Origin of the sequence: Curtobacterium sp. B18 (assembly GCF_000333375.1) — a bacterium.
Classification (GTDB): domain Bacteria; phylum Actinomycetota; class Actinomycetes; order Actinomycetales; family Microbacteriaceae; genus Curtobacterium.
This window is the reverse complement of record NZ_BACZ01000622.1, coordinates 1-15,266: the sequence shown is the minus strand read 5'-3', so window position 1 is coordinate 15,266 and position 15,266 is coordinate 1. Positions and strand designations below refer to the sequence as shown.

Below are 15,266 nucleotides of genomic sequence, written 5' to 3'. Positions count from 1 at the left end.
GCCGCCGTGGAAGACCGAACCATGAACCGGATCCCCGCCGGAAAACGCGTCACCCGCATCACCGTCGGAACGTCCCGGGCGGTCCCGGGACGACTTGCTTGCCGTCGAGGAGCCCCTGGAGATCCGCGTCGGGGGGAGCGCACTCGCGAATCACGATGCGCACCCCGGGGAGTGACTTCGACCTCGCCGCGGGCTTCCTGGTGTCCGAGGGCGTCATCGCCCGGGGCGACGACTTCGCGGCCGCCCGGTACTGCGCGGGCGCCACGGCCGAGGGGTTGAACACGTACAACGTCCTCGACGTCACCCTCGCGCGGGGCGTCCCCGCGCCGGACCCGAGCCTTGAGCGGTCGTTCTACACGACGAGCTCCTGCGGGCTCTGCGGCAAGGCGAGCATCGACGCGGTCCGGACGCAGTCGCAGCACGCCGTCCTCCACGACGACCTCGTCGTCGACCCGGCGCTCCTGGCGACCTTCCCCGACCAGCTCCGCGAGGCCCAGGCCGTGTTCGAGAAGACCGGCGGGCTGCACGCCGCAGCGCTGTTCGACGGCCGCACCGGTCGCATGCTCGTCCTGCGTGAGGACGTCGGGCGGCACAACGCCGTAGTGCTGCGGACCGCTGCACGCCGGCGCCGCGGCTCCGACGGCCGAGCGGCTCATGCGGTCCCGGTTCAGCGCGTTCGCCCTCGGCCTGCCCGCGTACCTGCTGGAGACGTGGCACCCGAGCACCCGTCCGGCGACCCTCGAGCTCGACCCGGCGCAGCGCTGGACACGGTTGGACATCCTGTCGACGCGGGCCGGCGGGCCGTTCGACGCCAGCGGCACGGTCGCCTTCCGTGCCTGGTGGCGGACCGACGACGAGCGGGGCACACTCGAGGAGACGAGCGACTTCGTGCGCGAGCACGGCCGGTGGTCCTACGTGGACGGCACGGTGGCCTGAGCGCGCGTCCCCAGACAGGAGCACACCGTGCCGGACCGTGACCTCGCCGCCTTCGGCGCCCGCACCACCGCCGCCGAGGTCGTGGCGGATCTCGACCTCGGCGGGCGGACGGCCGTCGTGACCGGCGCGGCGTCCGGCATCGGCGTGGAGACGGCCCGGGCGCTCGCCGGCGCGGGTGCAGCCGTCACCCTGGCGGTCCGGGACGTGGCGGCGGGGCACCGGGTCGCTCGGGACATCGCGCACACCACCGGACGCGCCGCCCCCGTCGTGGCGGAGCTGCACCTCGACGATCCGGCGTCCGTCGAGGCCTTCACGGCCGCGTGGTCCGGGCCGCTCGACGTCCTGGTGGCCAACGCCGGCGTCATGGACAGCCCGGAGTCGTACACGTCGGCGGGGTGGGAGTCGCAGTTCGCCACGAACCACCTCGGGCACCTCGCCCTGGCGCTCGGACTGCACGGCGCGCTCGCCGCCGCACCCCGGGCGCGGATCGTCGCGCTGTCGTCGAGCGGTCACGGCAGCTCGCCGGTGGTGTTCGACGACCTGTTCTTCCGGCGACGCCCGTACGTGCCCGGTCTCGCCTACGCCCAGTCCAAGACGGCGAACGTCCTCTTCGCGGTCGAGGCCGGGCGCCGGTGGGCCGACGACGGGATCACCGCGAACGCGTGCATGCCCGGCGGGATCTGGACCGGCCTGCAGAAGCACTGGGACCCCGAGGTCCTCGCGGCGACGAAGGCCTCGGCCGCGGACGTCGTGAAGACCCCGGAGCAGGGTGCGGCGACGTCGGTGCTGCTCGCGACGGCGCCCGAGCTCGACGGCGTCACCGGCGGGTACTTCGAGGACTGCCACGAGGCGACGGTCGTCGACCGCATCACCGACGGCCTGCACGGCGTGCTGCCGTGGGCGCTCGACCCAGCCGCCGCCGAGCGACTCTGGGACGTGTCGGTCGCGCTGCTCGACGCCGAGGCACGGTCCCGTCGCTGACGGTCGGGCGGCCGCTCAGGCCCCGATGGTCGCCGGCAGGCCCACGGAGGCGCGCATCGCCCGCCGCACGTCGGCCTCGGCGGGCAGGAGCTCGTCCTGGTCACCGCTCAGGAAGAACCGGATCTGTCCGAGCGCCTGCTCGGCGAGCATGTCGAGCCCGTTCAGCACGCGCCCGCCGGCATCCGCCCACCGTGAGGCGACGACGGTCGGCCACGGCTCGTAGGCCACGTCGAACAGCACCGCGTCGGGCCCCGAGGGCACGAGGTCGAGCCCGTCCGCCGCACCGCCCGGCAGCGTCGAGACGACGAACCCGTGGCGGGTCCCCGGCAGCTCGGTCAACGGGAGCACCTCGAGCGGGACCCCGAGCCGCACGGCCAGCTCGACGAGGTGTCCGGCCTTCGCGGTGTCCCGCAGGAACATCCGCACGTGCGACGATCCGAGCCGGACGGCAGCGGTGAGGGCGCTGGCCGCCGTCGCGCCGCCCCCGAGCACCGTCGCCTCGCCGGGTCGGTGTCCGAGCGCCTCGACCGGGCGCACGATGCCCTCGACGTCCGTGTTCGCGCCTTCCCGCAGGACGGTGTCGCCGACGGTCCGGAAGGCGATCGTGTTGGCGACCCCGAGCTCGTCCACGAGCGGCGTCGTCCGGTCGAGCATCGGCAGGACCTCGCGCTTGAGCGGCATGGTCAGGCTCAGGCCGCGCCAGTCGGGACCCAGCCCCGCGACGAACGCGTCCAGCCCACCGGACGCGACCTCGTGCCTCCCGTACCTGAACGGCACCCCGAGCACGTCGTAGGCCGCCGCGTGCAGCGTGGGGGAGAGGGAGTGGGCGATGGGGGAGCCGAGCACCGCGAGGCGGACGCGACGCGGTTCGGAGAGGTGCACACTGTCAGCCTATCCAGGGTCCACCGGCAGAAGTCTTAGGGTAGCCTTACCTACGTGATCCGTTCCTCCTCCCGACTCCGCCGCGTGCTCGCTGCCGCGGGCGCCGTCGTCGCCGCCTCCCTCGTCCTCGCCGGCTGCGCCTCCGGTTCCGGCTCCTCGTCCGACGACGCATCGTCGTCGACGACGGCGGACGGCCAGTTCCCGGTGTCCATCACCACCGCCCTCGGCACCACGACGATCGACTCCCAGCCGAAGCGCGTCGTCGCCCTCGGCTGGGGCGACGCCGAGACCGCACTCGAACTCGGCGTGCAGCCGGTCGGGGCGAGCGACTGGCTCGCGTTCGGTGGCGACGGCGTCGGACCGTGGCTCAAGGGTGCGTACACGAAGTCGCCGAAGATCATCCAGACGCTCGAGCCGAGCTACGAGGACATCCTCAAGCTCAAGCCGGACGTGATCCTCGACGTGAAGTCCTCGGGCGACAAGGACCGGTACGCGAAGCTCTCCGCGATCGCGCCGACCGTGGCGATCCCGAAGGGCGGCGAGAACTACCTCGCGTCGACCGAGCAGCAGACCACGATGATCGCGAAGGCGCTCGGCAAGGAGACCGAGGGCAAGAAGCTCCTCGCCGGTCTCGACGACGCCTACGCCGCCGCCCGCAAGGCGCACCCGGACTTCGAGGGCAAGTCGGCGGTCGTCGGCGCCTACACGTCCGAGGGCTTCGGGGCCTACGCCTCGACCGACAGCCGCTCGACGTTCATGCGGAACCTCGGCTTCACGATCCCGAAGGCGATCGACGAGCAGGCCGGCACGGCGTTCTCGGTGCACCTGTCGGACGAGAACCTCGACCTGCTGAACGCCGACCTGACGCTCATCCTGCCGATCTACGTCGATGCGTCGAAGGCCGAGAGCGACCCGCTGTTCCAGAAGGTGCCGTCGGTCGAGGCCGGGCACGCGATCGTCTTCGACGACCCCGACGTGTCCTCGGCGTTCTCGATGGGCACCACCGCGGCGATCGAGTGGGCGCTGCAGAAGCTGCCGGACGAGTTCCAGGCGAAGCTCGGCTGACGCCGACGCTGCAGACGGGAGGAGGGCCCCACCCGCCGGTTCCGGCGTGACGCGCCAGCGGCACGACGGCCGTGACGGGAGGGACGGTGCCAGCTGGCACCGCGCCTCCCGTCGTCGTGTGGTCGCGTCGCGAGCCGGCGTCGGCGTCCGGCCGCCCGGACGCTGCCGCCTCAGGCGCCGAACGTCGAGCCGAGGAAGGCGAAGAGCAGGGCGATCAGCGGGAACGACCCCTGCGAGAACGCGGAGTTGAGGTACTTGCGGCCCGTCCCGAGCAGGACCACCGCGGCACCGAGCATCGACGCCGTCGAGAACACCACGAGCGTCCACCCCGTGGCACCGTTGCCGGTGACCGCGAGCACGACACCGAGGATCGCGCCGATCGCGAGGAACAGGTTGTAGAAGCCCTGGTTGAACGCCATCGCGCGCGTCGCCTGGACCTCGGTCTCCGACGACAGTCCGAAGATCCGCCGCACCCGCGGACTCGTCCAGGCGACGGACTCGAGGAAGAAGATGTACACGTGCACGAGGCCCGCGAGGACCGCAAACACGCTCGAGATCACGAGCAGGACCGACATGGAGTCCATTCTCGCAGTTCCGAAGCCGTGCTCAGGTCTTCCTCAGGTTGCGGTCGTCGGACGCCCACGTAACCGGGCCGTTCCGCGCGGCCGTGGCCGTTAGGCTCGTGACATGAGCGACGACGTCACCACGCCCCAGTACGACCCGGCGGCCGTCGCCGAACTGGCCAGCATCCGCCAGAGCATCGACAACATCGACGCCGCGGTGATCCACATGCTCGCCGAGCGGTTCAAGTACACCCAGCGCGTGGGGTACCTCAAGGCCGCCGCGGGCATGCCGGCGGCCGACCCCGGGCGCGAGCAGATCCAGGTGTCACGGCTGCGCTCCCTCGCCGCCGAATCGCACCTCGACCCGGCCTTCGCGGAGAAGTTCCTGAACTTCATCGTGGCCGAGGTCATCCACCACCACGAACAGATCGCCGGCGGCGACGAGTGAGCGCCACGCTCCCGACCCTGCTCGTCGGTTCGTACACGGCCACGGGCGGCGGGAACGCGACGGGCATCTCGGTCGTGTCGGCCGGGCCGGTCGGGGGCGCTGACGGCGACGCTCCGACCGCTCGGACCGTCGCGGTGATCGACGACCCCTCGTTCCTCGCCGTCTCGGGAGACCGGGTCTACGCCGTGTCCGAGACGGCCGACGGCGGTGTCTCGGCCTTCCGCAGGGACGGCACCTCGCTCGAGCACCTCTGGGACGCGCCGGCCGGCGGGGACGCCCCGTGCCACGTCCGGGTCGACCCGTCCGGCACGCTCGTCGTCACGAACTACGTCTCGGGGACGGTCACGGCGGTCGCACTCGCGGCGGCCGAGTCGCACGCGGCGTCGGTGCTCGGCAGCGACGGCGTGCTCGGCACCCACGCCGGCGACGACGTCGTCGTGCCGCACGGCAGCGACGACCGGGTGACGGCGCCGGTCTCCGCCCTCGTCACCGCGATCCTGCCGGACACCACCGGCCCGATCGAGGACCGGCAGGAGGGTCCGCACGCCCACCAGTCGGTCGCGACGCCCGACGGCACCGTCCTCGTGGCGGACCTCGGCGGCGACGCGCTGCACGAGTTCCGGATCACCGACGCGCCGAGCATCGAGCAGGTCCGCGTCCACCACGTCACCCCCGGCGTCGGGCCACGGCACCTCGCCTGGTACGACGGCGACCTCCTCGTCGCCGGCGAACTCGACGGCCGGGTCCACCGCCTCCGCCGCGACGGGTCGGGGTCGTTCGTGTCGGTGGCCTCTGCGGCGACCTTCACCGGAGAGGTCGGCGAGTCGCTCCTCAGCCACATCGAGGTCGACGACGCCGGGCGCGTGTACGTCGCGGTGCGCGGGCGTGACCTGGTCGTCGTGCTCGACGCGTCCGACGGCGGGCTGACCGTCGTCGGCTCGGCGTCCTCGGGCGGGGTGTGGCCCCGGCACTTCGCGCGGGTGCCCGGGTTCCTCCTCGTGGCGAACCAGATGTCCGACGCGATCGCGGTCCTGCCGCTCGGTGCGGACGGCGTCCCGGGGGAGGCCGTCGCACAGATCGCGGTCGGCACGCCGACCTGCATCGTGCCGGTCTGACGACCGCGCTGGGCCGGCTCGCCACGAGCCGGCTCGCCACGGGCCGGTACCGGCCGGTGTGTCAGGCGTCGATGACGTTCTCGAACGGGCGGCCCTCGGCCAGCGCGGCCACCTGCCGACGCATCAGCTCGATCGAGCGCGGCACGCTGAGGTCCGTGTTGCCGCCGACGTGCGGCGTCATCACCGTGTTCGGCGTCGTCCAGAGCGGGTGCCCGTCGGGCAGGGGTTCGGGATCGGTGACGTCGAGGGCTGCCGACAGACGTCCGGACCGCAGCTCGGCGACGAGGGCATCGGTGTCGACGACCTTGCCACGCGCGACGTTCACCACGAGGGCGCCGTCGGGCAGCGCGGCGAGCAGGTCGGCGTCCACCAGCCGTTCGGTCTCGTCCGTCAGCGGGGCGATGAGCACGAGGACGTCGGTCGTCGCCGCGAGCGACGGGAGCTCGTCGAACGCGTGCACCTGCCGACCGTCCTGCTCGCGTGCCGTGCGCGCGACCACCGTGACCTCGGTGCGGAACGCCTCGAAGCGGGTCGCGATGGCGGACCCGATGGCGCCGTAGCCGACCACGGTGACGCGCCGGTCCGCCAGGGACCGGGTGGTCCGGGCGTCCCAGACGCCGTTCGCACGGTCGGCCTGGAACGCCCCGAGCTCGCGCAGCGACGTCAGGGCGAGGCCCACCGCGAGTTCGGCGGTCTCGTCGTCGTGGATGCCGCGGCCGTTCGCGAGCTGCGCGTGCCCGGGGACGTGCGGGATCGCGTGCTCGTACCCGGCGCTCGGCAGCTGCAGCAGCCGCAGGTTCGGCAGGTCGTGCACGTACTGCCACCGGTGGCGTCCGCCGAAGTAGAACGGCAGGAACGCGATGGCGACGTCGTCGGGGCGCCCGTACGGTGCCTCGACGTCCCACACGTCGAGCTCGATGCCCTCCGGCACGGGGCCGAAGCGGTCGACGAGTTCACGGAACGGCAGGGTGACGACGGGCATCAGGCGGCGCTCGTCGTCGTGGCGCTCCGGTCCGACCCGTTCAGGAGTCGGTCCGCGGCGAGAACGAGCCGTGGTCGTCGAGCGGACCCCGACCGACGTAGCCCTCGGTCACGTCCTCGACGATGACGTCGCCGAACCGGCTCGGCAGCGTCGCACCGTGCGTCCCGCGCAGCTCGTCGAGCGTCGCCTCGAACGCGCCCTGGACCTCGAGCGACCCGCTCGTGGCGTCGGTGACGCCGATGCGGAGCACCGGGAAGCCCCGGCCGTCGCAGAGGCCCTGGAACCGGACGTCGTCCTCGCGCCGGACCGTCACGATGACGCGACCGGTCGACTCGGAGAACAGGGCGGTCGCCGTGTCGACGCCGTCGCGCTCCTCGACCTCGTCGAGCACCACACGGGCGCCGAGGCCGAAGCGGAGCACCGACTCGGCGAGCGACTGGCCGAGGCCGCCGTCCGCCAGGTCGTGGGCGCTCGTCAGCAGCTGTTCGGAGGCCGCGGCGTGCAGGAGGTCGGCGAGAGCCTTCTCCTGCGCGAGGTCGACCGCCGGCGGACGGCCGCCGAGATGGCCGTGCACGGTGCCGGCCCAGGCCGAGCCGTCGAGCTCGAGGCTCGTGGTGCCGAGCAGGTAGATGTTGTGGCCGTCGTCCTGCCAGCCGGAGGGCACGCGCAGCGCGACGTCCTCGATCACGCCGAGGACACCGACGACCGGGGTCGGGTGGATCGGCGTGGTGCCGGTCTGGTTGTAGAACGACACGTTGCCGCCCGTGACCGGGATGCCGAGCTCCATGCAGCCGTCTGCGAGGCCCTCGACGGCCTCGGAGAACTGCCACATGACCTCGGGGTTCTCGGGGGAGCCGAAGTTCAGGCAGTCGGTCACGGCGGCGGGGACGGCACCGGTGACGGCGACGTTCCGGTACGCCTCGGCCAGGGCCAGGCGGGCGCCCTGCTTCGGGTCGAGCTGGCAGTAGCGACCGTTCGCGTCGGTGGCGATCGTGACGCCGAGCCCGGTCTCCTCGTCGACGCGGATCATGCCGCCGTCGTCGGGGAACGAGAGCGCCGTGTTGCCGAGCACGTAGGTGTCGTACTGGTTCGTCACCCAGTTCTTCGACGCGAGGTTCGGCGAACCGAGCAGCTGCAGGAACTGTGCCTTGAGCGCGGGGCCGTCTGCCGGGCGGTCGAGGGACGCGGCCGAGTCGGCCTGCAGCGCGTCGATCCAGGTCGGGTACGCGACCGGGCGGTCGTAGACCGGGCCGTCGACGGCGACCGTGCGCGGGTCGACGTTCACGATCTCCTGGCCCTGCCAGTCGATGACGAGCCGGCCGGTGCCGGTGACCTCGCCGAGGACGCTGGTCTCGACCTCCCACTTGCCGACGACGCGCAGGAACTCGTCGAGCTTCTCGGGGCGGACGACCGCCATCATGCGCTCCTGGCTCTCCGACATGAGGATCTCCTCGGCGGTGAGCGTGGGGTCGCGCAGCAGGACGTCGTCGAGCGAGATGTGCATGCCGCCGTCGCCGTTGGACGCGAGCTCGCTCGTCGCGCACGAGATGCCGGCCGCACCGAGGTCCTGGATGCCCTCGACGAGCTCCTGCTGGAAGAGCTCGAGGCAGCACTCGATGAGGACCTTCTCGGCGAAGGGGTCGCCCACCTGGACGGCGGGACGCTTGGTCGGGCCGCCCTCGGTGAAGGTGTCGGACGCCAGGATCGACGCGCCGCCGATGCCGTCGCCACCGGTGCGGGCACCGAAGAGCACGACCTTGTTGCCGGCGCCCGAGGCGTTCGCGAGGTGCAGGTCCTCGTGGCGGAGGACACCGACCGCGAGGGCGTTCACCAGGGGGTTGCCCTGGTACACCGGGTCGAAGTAGGTCTCGCCGCCGATGTTCGGAAGGCCGAGGCAGTTGCCGTAGAACGAGATGCCGCCGACGACGCCGTGCACGACGCGCTGCGTGTCCTCGTGGTCGATCGCACCGAAGCGGAGCTGGTCCATCACGGCGACCGGACGGGCACCCATCGAGATGATGTCGCGGACGATGCCGCCGACGCCGGTCGCGGCGCCCTGGTACGGCTCGACGTAGGAGGGGTGGTTGTGCGACTCGACCTTGAAGGTGACCGCCCAGCCGTTGCCGACGTCGATGACACCGGCGTTCTCGCCCATGCCGACCATGAGGTTCTTCGTCATCTCCGGCGTGACCTTCTTGCCGAACTGACGCAGGTAGTTCTTCGAGGACTTGTACGAGCAGTGCTCGGACCACATCACGGAGTACATCGCCAGCTCGCCCGAGGTGGGGCGGCGGGCGAGGATCTCGCGGATCTTCGCGTACTCGTCCGCCTTCCGCCCGAGCGCCTCGTACGGCTGCTCCTTGTCGGGGGTGGCTGCGGCGTCCTGGACGGTGTCGGGCTTCGGGCGAACGGAGGTCGTCACGGTGTTGTCGTTCCCTGTCACTGGAGTCGTGGTCGTCGGAGTCGTCGTCACTTGACGAGCGTCGACTCGATCACGGAGGTGAAGAAGGTGAGGCCGTCCGTCCCGGAGGCCATCGCCGCGGGGGTGTCCGGGCCGAACCCGGGCTCCGTCGCGTGCTCGGGGTGCGGCATCAGACCGACGACGTTGCCACGCTCGTTCGAGACGCCGGCGATGTCGTCGATCGACCCGTTCGGGTTCACGCCGACGTAGCGGAACACGACCTGGCCGTTGTCCTCGATGCGCTTGATCTCGTCGGCGTCCGCGACGAAGCGGCCGTCGGCGTTCTTCAGCGGGATGGTGATCTCCTGCTGCGCGGTGAAGCCGCTCGTCCACGCCGTCGCGGTCGTCTCGACGCGGAGCTTCTGGTCGCGCCGGATGAACTGCTGGTGGGCGTTGCGGGTGTGCGCACCGGGCACGAGCCGCGCCTCGGCGAGCATCTGGAAGCCGTTGCAGATGCCGAGCACGGGCATGCCCTTGCCAGCGGCGTCGATGACCTCGGCCATGATCGGGGCCTTCGCCGCGATGGCACCGGCGCGCAGGTAGTCGCCGTAGGAGAACCCGCCGGGGAGCACGATCGCGTCGACGCCCTGCAGGTCGTGGTCGCCGTGCCAGAGGGCGACGGGGTCCGCGCCCGCGAGACGGACGGCGCGTTGGGCGTCGCGGTCGTCGAGCGAGCCCGGGAACGTGATGACGCCGATCCGCATCGAGGTCACGCGTCCTCGACCGTGACCGACACGACGTCTTCGATGACGGCGTTGGAGAAGACGTCGGCGGCGATCTCGCGGACCTCGGCGAGCTTCTGGTCGTCGACCGGGCCGTCGACGGCCACCTCGAAGCGCTTGCCGATGCGGACGTTGGTCAGGTCGGCCTTGCCGAGACGGGCGAGCGCGTTGCCCACCGCCTTGCCCTGGGGGTCGAGGATCTCGGCCTTGGGCATGACCTCGACGACGATCGTTGGCACGTGTTCACTCCAGCACTTCGGGGATGGGTGGGACGAGAACAGTCTAAGCGGCGGGCGCGCCGCGCCCGACCGCTTGTGGAGAAGTCGTCGAAGGCGTACATTCCATTTGGAATAATCGGTACGGACCAACCCAGGAGGCACGGATGGCGTCGCTCACGCCCCTCGCGTTCGCCGCGCTCGGGCTCCTCGCCGAGGCGCCCATGCACCCCTACGAGATGTTCCAGACGATGCTGCAGCGCCGCGAGGACCAGAACGTCAAGGTCCGACCCGGCACGCTCTACCACCAGATCGGTCGTCTGGTGGACCTCGGGTACGCCGAGGCGCTCGGCACCGCGCGTGCGGGCAACCGACCCGAACGCACCACCTACGCGATCACCGACCACGGGCGTGCCGCGCTCGAGGACGGCCTCCGCCGGATGATCGCCGAGCCCGCCGACGAGTACCCCGAGTTCCAGCTCGCCCTCTCGCACGTCGACAACCTGAGCGCACCCGACGCGGCGACCGCCCTGCGGGCCCGTGCCGGGGCGCTCCGCGCGGAACGCGAGCAGTACGACGAAGCCGCCACGGGCCTCCAGGCCAAGCGTCTCGCGAGCCGCTTCTGGCTCGACGTGTCGTACGTGCGTGCCATGCTCACCGCGCAGATCGAGTGGCTCGACGCCGCGGCCGACCGGATCGCGAGCGGCGACATCCCCTGGGACGGCCCGGCCGTCCCCACCGACGAAGACACCAACACGAACAGCAAGGAACCCACTCGATGACCTCCGTCTCGACCACCACCGAGAAGAAGCCGTGGCCGGCCCTCTGGGCCCTCGTCGTCGGCTTCTTCATGATCCTCGTCGACTCGACGATCGTGTCCGTCGCGACGCCGACCATCGCCGCGAAGCTCGACGCGAGCATCAACTCCGTCATCTGGGTGACGAGCGCCTACCTGCTCGCCTACGCCGTGCCGCTGCTCATCACCGGCCGGCTCGGTGACCGCTTCGGCCCGAAGGTCATGTACCAGACGGGCCTCGTGGTCTTCACGCTCGCGAGCCTCTGGTGCGGTCTCGCCGGGTCGATCGAGCTGCTCATCGTGGCGCGCGTCGTGCAGGGGCTCGGCGCGGCGATGATGACGCCGCAGACCATGGCAGTGATCACCCGCATCTTCCCGCCGCAGAACCGCGGTGCCGCGATGGGACTCTGGGGTGCCGTCGCCGGTGTCGCCTCGCTCGTCGGCCCGATCGTCGGCGGCCTGCTCGTCGACGGCTTCGGCTGGGAGTGGATCTTCTTCGTCAACGTCCCCGTCGGCGTGGTCGCGTTCGTGCTCGCGCAGCGGTTCGTCCCGACGTTCGACCGGCACGGGCACCGCTTCGACACCCTCGGCATCGTGCTGAGCGCCGTCGGCATGTTCCTGCTCGTGTTCGGCATCCAGGAAGGCGAGACGTACGACTGGGGCACCATCACCGGGCCCATCTCGGTCTGGTCGCTCATCATCGCCGGCATCGTCGTGCTCGTCGCCTTCGTGGTCTGGCAGGGCGTGCAGAAGGGCGAGCCGCTCCTGCCGCTCGGTCTCTTCAAGGACCGCAACTTCACGCTCGCGAACATCGCCATCACCGCCGTCGGCGTCGCGATCTCGTCGTTCGCCCTGCCGATCATGCTCTGGGCGCAGGACGTGCTCGCCTTCAGCCCGACCGAGGCGGCGCTGCTCCTCGTGCCGCAGGCCGTGCTCTCGGCCGGCCTCGCGCCGCTCGTCGGCAAGAACCTCAACCGGTGGAGCCTCCGCTGGGTCGCGGCGTTCGGTCTCGCGTGCTTCTCGGGTGCGCTGTTCTGGTTCGGCTCGCTCCTGGCCTCCGGCGCCGACTGGGGCTGGGTGCTCCTGCCGTCGACGCTCCTCGGGCTCGCGAACGCCTGCATGTGGGGACCGCTCTCGGTCTCGGCGACGCGGAACCTCCCGCCGAAGCTCGCCGGTGCCGGCTCCGGTGTCTACAACACGACGCGGCAGATCGGTGCGGTCCTCGGCTCGGCCGGCATCGCGGCCCTGATCGAGGCGCGCATCACCGCGAACTTCCCGTCCGGTGCGGGTGGGTCGTCCGGTGGGGCCGAGCAGCAGGTCGGGACGCTCCCGGGCTTCCTGCAGCAGCCGTTCGCGACCGCCATGGGGCAGTCGCTCGTCCTGCCGGCCGTGGTCCTCGTGGTCGCGATCGTCGCCGCGCTGTTCCTCGCGAAGCCGAAGCAGACGGTGGCGTGGCAGCGGAGCGGTGCGGTGTCCGACGGGTCGCCGGCGTCGTCCACCTCGACCTCGACCGGATCCTCGACCGCGGGTGACGAGGCGGGTGCCGAGCAGCGCCACGGTGTGCACGCCGCCGCCCCTGCTCCGGAGACCGCCGAGGCCGAGCTCGCCGCGACCGACCACCACGGGCGGCACGCGGACGCCTAGTCCGGGTCCTGCAGGAGCCCCGCGTCGCACCGTGCGGCGCGGGGCTCCTGTGCGCGTGCGGGGCGGTGCGGCGGTGCGGCGGCGTGGCGGTGCGGCGGTGCGGCGGTGCGGGTGTGTGTCGGTGTGGCGGTGCGGGTGTGTGGCGGTGCGGGTGTGCGGCGGCGCGGCGGTGCGGGTGCGACATCGTCGATGTCGTACGACAGCGGTGTTGTCGCTCGTGCGCGAACGCAATCGTTGCGACCGCCCACAAGCGACAAGTTCGACGTCGTACGACATCGACCTCGTCGTTCGACGTCGGCGGCCGGCGGTGCGCGGTCGACGTCGGCGGCCGGCGGTCCGCGGTCAGCCGCGGCGCTGCAGGTGCGCCCGGGTGAGCTCGGCCATCTCCTCGTCGGTGAGCGCGTCGACGGAGCGAGCCTCGCGGCGATCCGACCGCTGCCACCGGATGAAGAGCGAGATGAGCACGGGGACGTCCGCGACCTCGGCGATGAACCACAGCAGGTCCCCGGCGAGGTGCTGGTCGCGCAGGGGCGACGGGAACCAGGGCTGTCCGACCGCCTGCGTGACCGAGCCGTCGAGCACGTGGTTCGTGATCCGGAGCACGATGCCCGGGATCGCGTCCGCCGTCAGCTCGACGAAGGCGAGCAGGAACTCCACCGTGACGAAGGTCGACGAGCGCAGGATCCCCGGCTCGGACAACGGGGTCAGCATTGCGAACCCGAGCACCGGCACGAACACCGTGATGGCGGTCGCCCACACCGGGGACTCGCGGATGGTCGCCGAGAACGGGGTGAGCAGCACGCAGAACAGCGCGAGGGCGACCAGGGGCGACACGATGGCGTTGCCGAGGAACCGCGCCGGACGCGATGCGAGCGCTGCCGAGGCGGCGCGCGCGAGGCGAGCCGGGCCTCCCGAGCGGAGCAACGAGACGGGCGCGGCGAACGCGGCGAAGGTGGGGACCGCGAAGAAGAGCAGGGCCAGCCGCAGCACGAACGCCCACCGGAGGTCACGGTCGTGGATGCCCACGATGCCGAACTGCAGGATCCCGAACAGGACCAGCGCGCGAGAAGGCGAGCGTCCGCCACCACGGCCACCGGGTGCCCCGACGGGCGGCACCCCACCATCCACCAGCCGTAAGTGACCGCGGCCACGGCGATGAAGACGGCCGCGAAGCGGATCGAGGTGCCACGTGCTCCAGAACTCGGGTGTCGACGGCGTGGGGTGCCTCCTGCGGGTCGTGCTGCCGACGACAATCCTCCGCCCGCCCGGCGCCCCGGACCGTCCCCCGCCGGTGAGAACCGGTTCAGATCCGGACGGCGCTCCGAGCGGGCACGGTCCGGGTCAACAGGTGGACCCCGACCGGGACGGCGAGGGTGCCGAGCAGGGCCACCGCGAACGACAGGTGCAGCTGCATCACCACGAAGGCCGGACCGATCGTGCAGAGCGCCGCGACGGCGAGCACCGGCCAGGCCGGGCGATCGGTACCCGGGACCAGCCGGGGGAGCGGCCGGTCGAAGCGGCGGAGCGCGCGGGCTGTGCCGAGCGCGACCACGAGCAGGACGACGAGGGCCACGCCGCGGGTCGCCCACCAGGACGGCGAGCCCGGCGTCGGGAACGGCACGCCGACGAGCAGGGCGACGCCGTTCAGTGCGATGAACAGCGGCAGGTGCCAGAGGTAGATCGTCATCCCGTCCCGGCCGAGCAGGAACACCGTGGCCTGTGCGGCCCGGGTGCGCATGAGTCGTGCGAGCGGTGCGTGCACGACCTGGACGAGGCAGGCCTGGGCGATCGCCAGCACGGCGAGCGGCAGCATCGGCGGGTTGAGGTCCTGCAGCATGTCCGGGGCCCAGAGCCCGATCGACGTCAGGGGCACGAGCACGCCGTACCCGGCCGCGGCGACGGCGACGAGCAGCACGCGGGAGCGCCGGGCGAACCAGCCGTCGGCCCAGAGGAACCCGAGCTGCTGCGCGAAGAGCCACACGGGTCCGAGGTTGACCAGACCCACCTCGGCCGTCCCGGTGGCGAAGCGCACGGCGTCGACGGCCGCGGCGAGGGCCAGCAGTGCCACGAGCGTGCGCCACGGAGCGCGCTCGTGCAGGCGCATCATGAACGGCACGCAGCACTGGGTGATCCCGTACGCGGCGAGGAACCAGAGCGGCGAGCCGATGCCGAACGCCACCTCGGCGAGCAGGTCCGCCGGCGTCCCGAGCAGGGTGGCGACGCCGAGGCCGACCGCCAGCACCGCGAAGAGGGGGATCGCGGGCCGGAAGAGCCGCACGAGTCGGGTCGCGACGAAGTCCCGCGCGCCGCCGCCCCGCGCGACCGTGGAGCGCCACCCCACGGCGCTGGCGAACCCGCCGACCACGAAGAACAGCGGCATCACCTGGCCGACCCAGGTCGCGGCGACGTACCAGGGGAGCTCCTGGAGCGGACTCGTCACCGCGATGCCTCCGCCC

The 15,266-nt window shown here is 72.0% G+C and carries 15 protein-coding genes and 1 pseudogene; 8 read left to right on the top strand and 8 right to left on the bottom strand.

From position 1 onward, the window contains the following. Nucleotides 1–155 precede the first annotated feature (155 nt). The 3 genes and pseudogenes from I5E_RS26060 to I5E_RS16780 form a co-directional block, all read left to right on the top strand. Nucleotides 156–542: pseudogene (locus tag I5E_RS26060) on the top strand (formate dehydrogenase accessory sulfurtransferase FdhD); the annotation flags it as partial. 73 nt (nt 543–615) lie between these two features. After that, nucleotides 616–936 (top strand): YchJ family protein, encoded by a 321-nt coding sequence (locus I5E_RS26055; RefSeq protein ID WP_042723993.1) that lies wholly within the window; start codon nt 616–618, stop codon nt 934–936. A gap of 27 nt (nt 937–963) precedes the next feature. Then, nucleotides 964–1,917: an SDR family NAD(P)-dependent oxidoreductase gene (locus I5E_RS16780; RefSeq protein ID WP_022908005.1), complete on the top strand. Its 954-nt coding sequence runs from the start codon at nt 964–966 to the stop codon at nt 1,915–1,917. A 15-nt stretch (nt 1,918–1,932) separates the two neighbouring features. On the opposite strand, the gene I5E_RS16775 is transcribed toward I5E_RS16780, so the two are convergent. Further along, nucleotides 1,933–2,799, bottom strand: coding sequence for a shikimate dehydrogenase family protein (locus tag I5E_RS16775; protein ID WP_022908004.1), 867 nt, complete (start codon nt 2,797–2,799; stop codon nt 1,933–1,935). A 54-nt stretch (nt 2,800–2,853) separates the two neighbouring features. Between I5E_RS16775 and I5E_RS16770 the strand changes: the two genes are divergently transcribed. Next, entirely contained in the window at nt 2,854–3,864 is a 1,011-nt protein-coding gene (locus tag I5E_RS16770; RefSeq protein WP_031263017.1) for an iron-siderophore ABC transporter substrate-binding protein, read from the top strand. 170 nt (nt 3,865–4,034) lie between these two features. On the opposite strand, the gene I5E_RS16765 is transcribed toward I5E_RS16770, so the two are convergent. Beyond that, complete coding sequence (locus I5E_RS16765; RefSeq protein WP_187290535.1) at nt 4,035–4,439, bottom strand: DUF1304 domain-containing protein; 405 nt, start codon at nt 4,437–4,439, stop codon at nt 4,035–4,037. A 112-nt stretch (nt 4,440–4,551) separates the two neighbouring features. Between I5E_RS16765 and I5E_RS16760 the strand changes: the two genes are divergently transcribed. Then, the gene (locus I5E_RS16760; protein ID WP_022908001.1) at nt 4,552–4,875 is read left to right on the top strand and encodes a chorismate mutase; all 324 of its coding nucleotides are present in this window, start codon (nt 4,552–4,554) and stop codon (nt 4,873–4,875) included. Then, nucleotides 4,872–5,990: a lactonase family protein gene (locus I5E_RS16755; RefSeq protein ID WP_022908000.1), complete on the top strand. Its 1,119-nt coding sequence runs from the start codon at nt 4,872–4,874 to the stop codon at nt 5,988–5,990. Before I5E_RS16760 ends, I5E_RS16755 begins: the two co-directional genes overlap by 4 nt. Before the next feature lie 61 nt (nt 5,991–6,051). On the opposite strand, the gene I5E_RS16750 is transcribed toward I5E_RS16755, so the two are convergent. The 4 genes from I5E_RS16750 to purS are packed head-to-tail and all read right to left on the bottom strand — an operon-like array spanning nt 6,052 to nt 10,394. Continuing rightward, complete coding sequence (locus I5E_RS16750; RefSeq protein ID WP_022907999.1) at nt 6,052–6,972, bottom strand: 2-hydroxyacid dehydrogenase; 921 nt, start codon at nt 6,970–6,972, stop codon at nt 6,052–6,054. A 40-nt stretch (nt 6,973–7,012) separates the two neighbouring features. Beyond that, on the bottom strand, nt 7,013–9,394 hold the full coding sequence (purL, locus tag I5E_RS22045) for a phosphoribosylformylglycinamidine synthase subunit PurL (RefSeq protein ID WP_261974980.1): 2,382 nt from the start codon (nt 9,392–9,394) through the stop codon (nt 7,013–7,015). Between the two features lie 47 nt (nt 9,395–9,441). Next, nucleotides 9,442–10,137, bottom strand: coding sequence for a phosphoribosylformylglycinamidine synthase subunit PurQ (gene purQ / locus I5E_RS16740; RefSeq protein WP_031263015.1), 696 nt, complete (start codon nt 10,135–10,137; stop codon nt 9,442–9,444). A 5-nt stretch (nt 10,138–10,142) separates the two neighbouring features. After that, nucleotides 10,143–10,394 (bottom strand): phosphoribosylformylglycinamidine synthase subunit PurS, encoded by a 252-nt coding sequence (gene purS, locus I5E_RS16735; protein ID WP_022907996.1) that lies wholly within the window; start codon nt 10,392–10,394, stop codon nt 10,143–10,145. 143 nt (nt 10,395–10,537) lie between these two features. On the opposite strand from purS, the gene I5E_RS16730 reads away from it, so the two are divergent. Together I5E_RS16730 and I5E_RS16725 are read left to right on the top strand one after the other, a co-directional pair. After that, nucleotides 10,538–11,152 carry a PadR family transcriptional regulator gene (locus I5E_RS16730; RefSeq protein ID WP_022907995.1) on the top strand — a complete coding sequence of 205 codons (615 nt, stop codon included), beginning with the start codon at nt 10,538–10,540 and terminating at the stop codon, nt 11,150–11,152. Beyond that, nucleotides 11,149–12,810, top strand: coding sequence for a DHA2 family efflux MFS transporter permease subunit (locus I5E_RS16725; RefSeq protein WP_022907994.1), 1,662 nt, complete (start codon nt 11,149–11,151; stop codon nt 12,808–12,810). The genes I5E_RS16730 and I5E_RS16725 overlap by 4 nt, the downstream gene beginning before the upstream one ends. A 342-nt stretch (nt 12,811–13,152) precedes the next feature. Here the strand turns inward: I5E_RS16725 and I5E_RS16720 are convergent, their stop codons facing one another. Together I5E_RS16720 and I5E_RS16715 are read right to left on the bottom strand one after the other, a co-directional pair. Further along, on the bottom strand, nt 13,153–13,926 hold the full coding sequence (locus tag I5E_RS16720) for a cytochrome c oxidase assembly protein (RefSeq protein WP_049973543.1): 774 nt from the start codon (nt 13,924–13,926) through the stop codon (nt 13,153–13,155). Nucleotides 13,927–14,113: 187 nt separating this feature from the next. After that, a partial coding sequence (locus I5E_RS16715; RefSeq protein WP_042723992.1) for an acyltransferase family protein occupies nt 14,114–15,266 on the bottom strand: 1,153 nt, incomplete at its 5' end.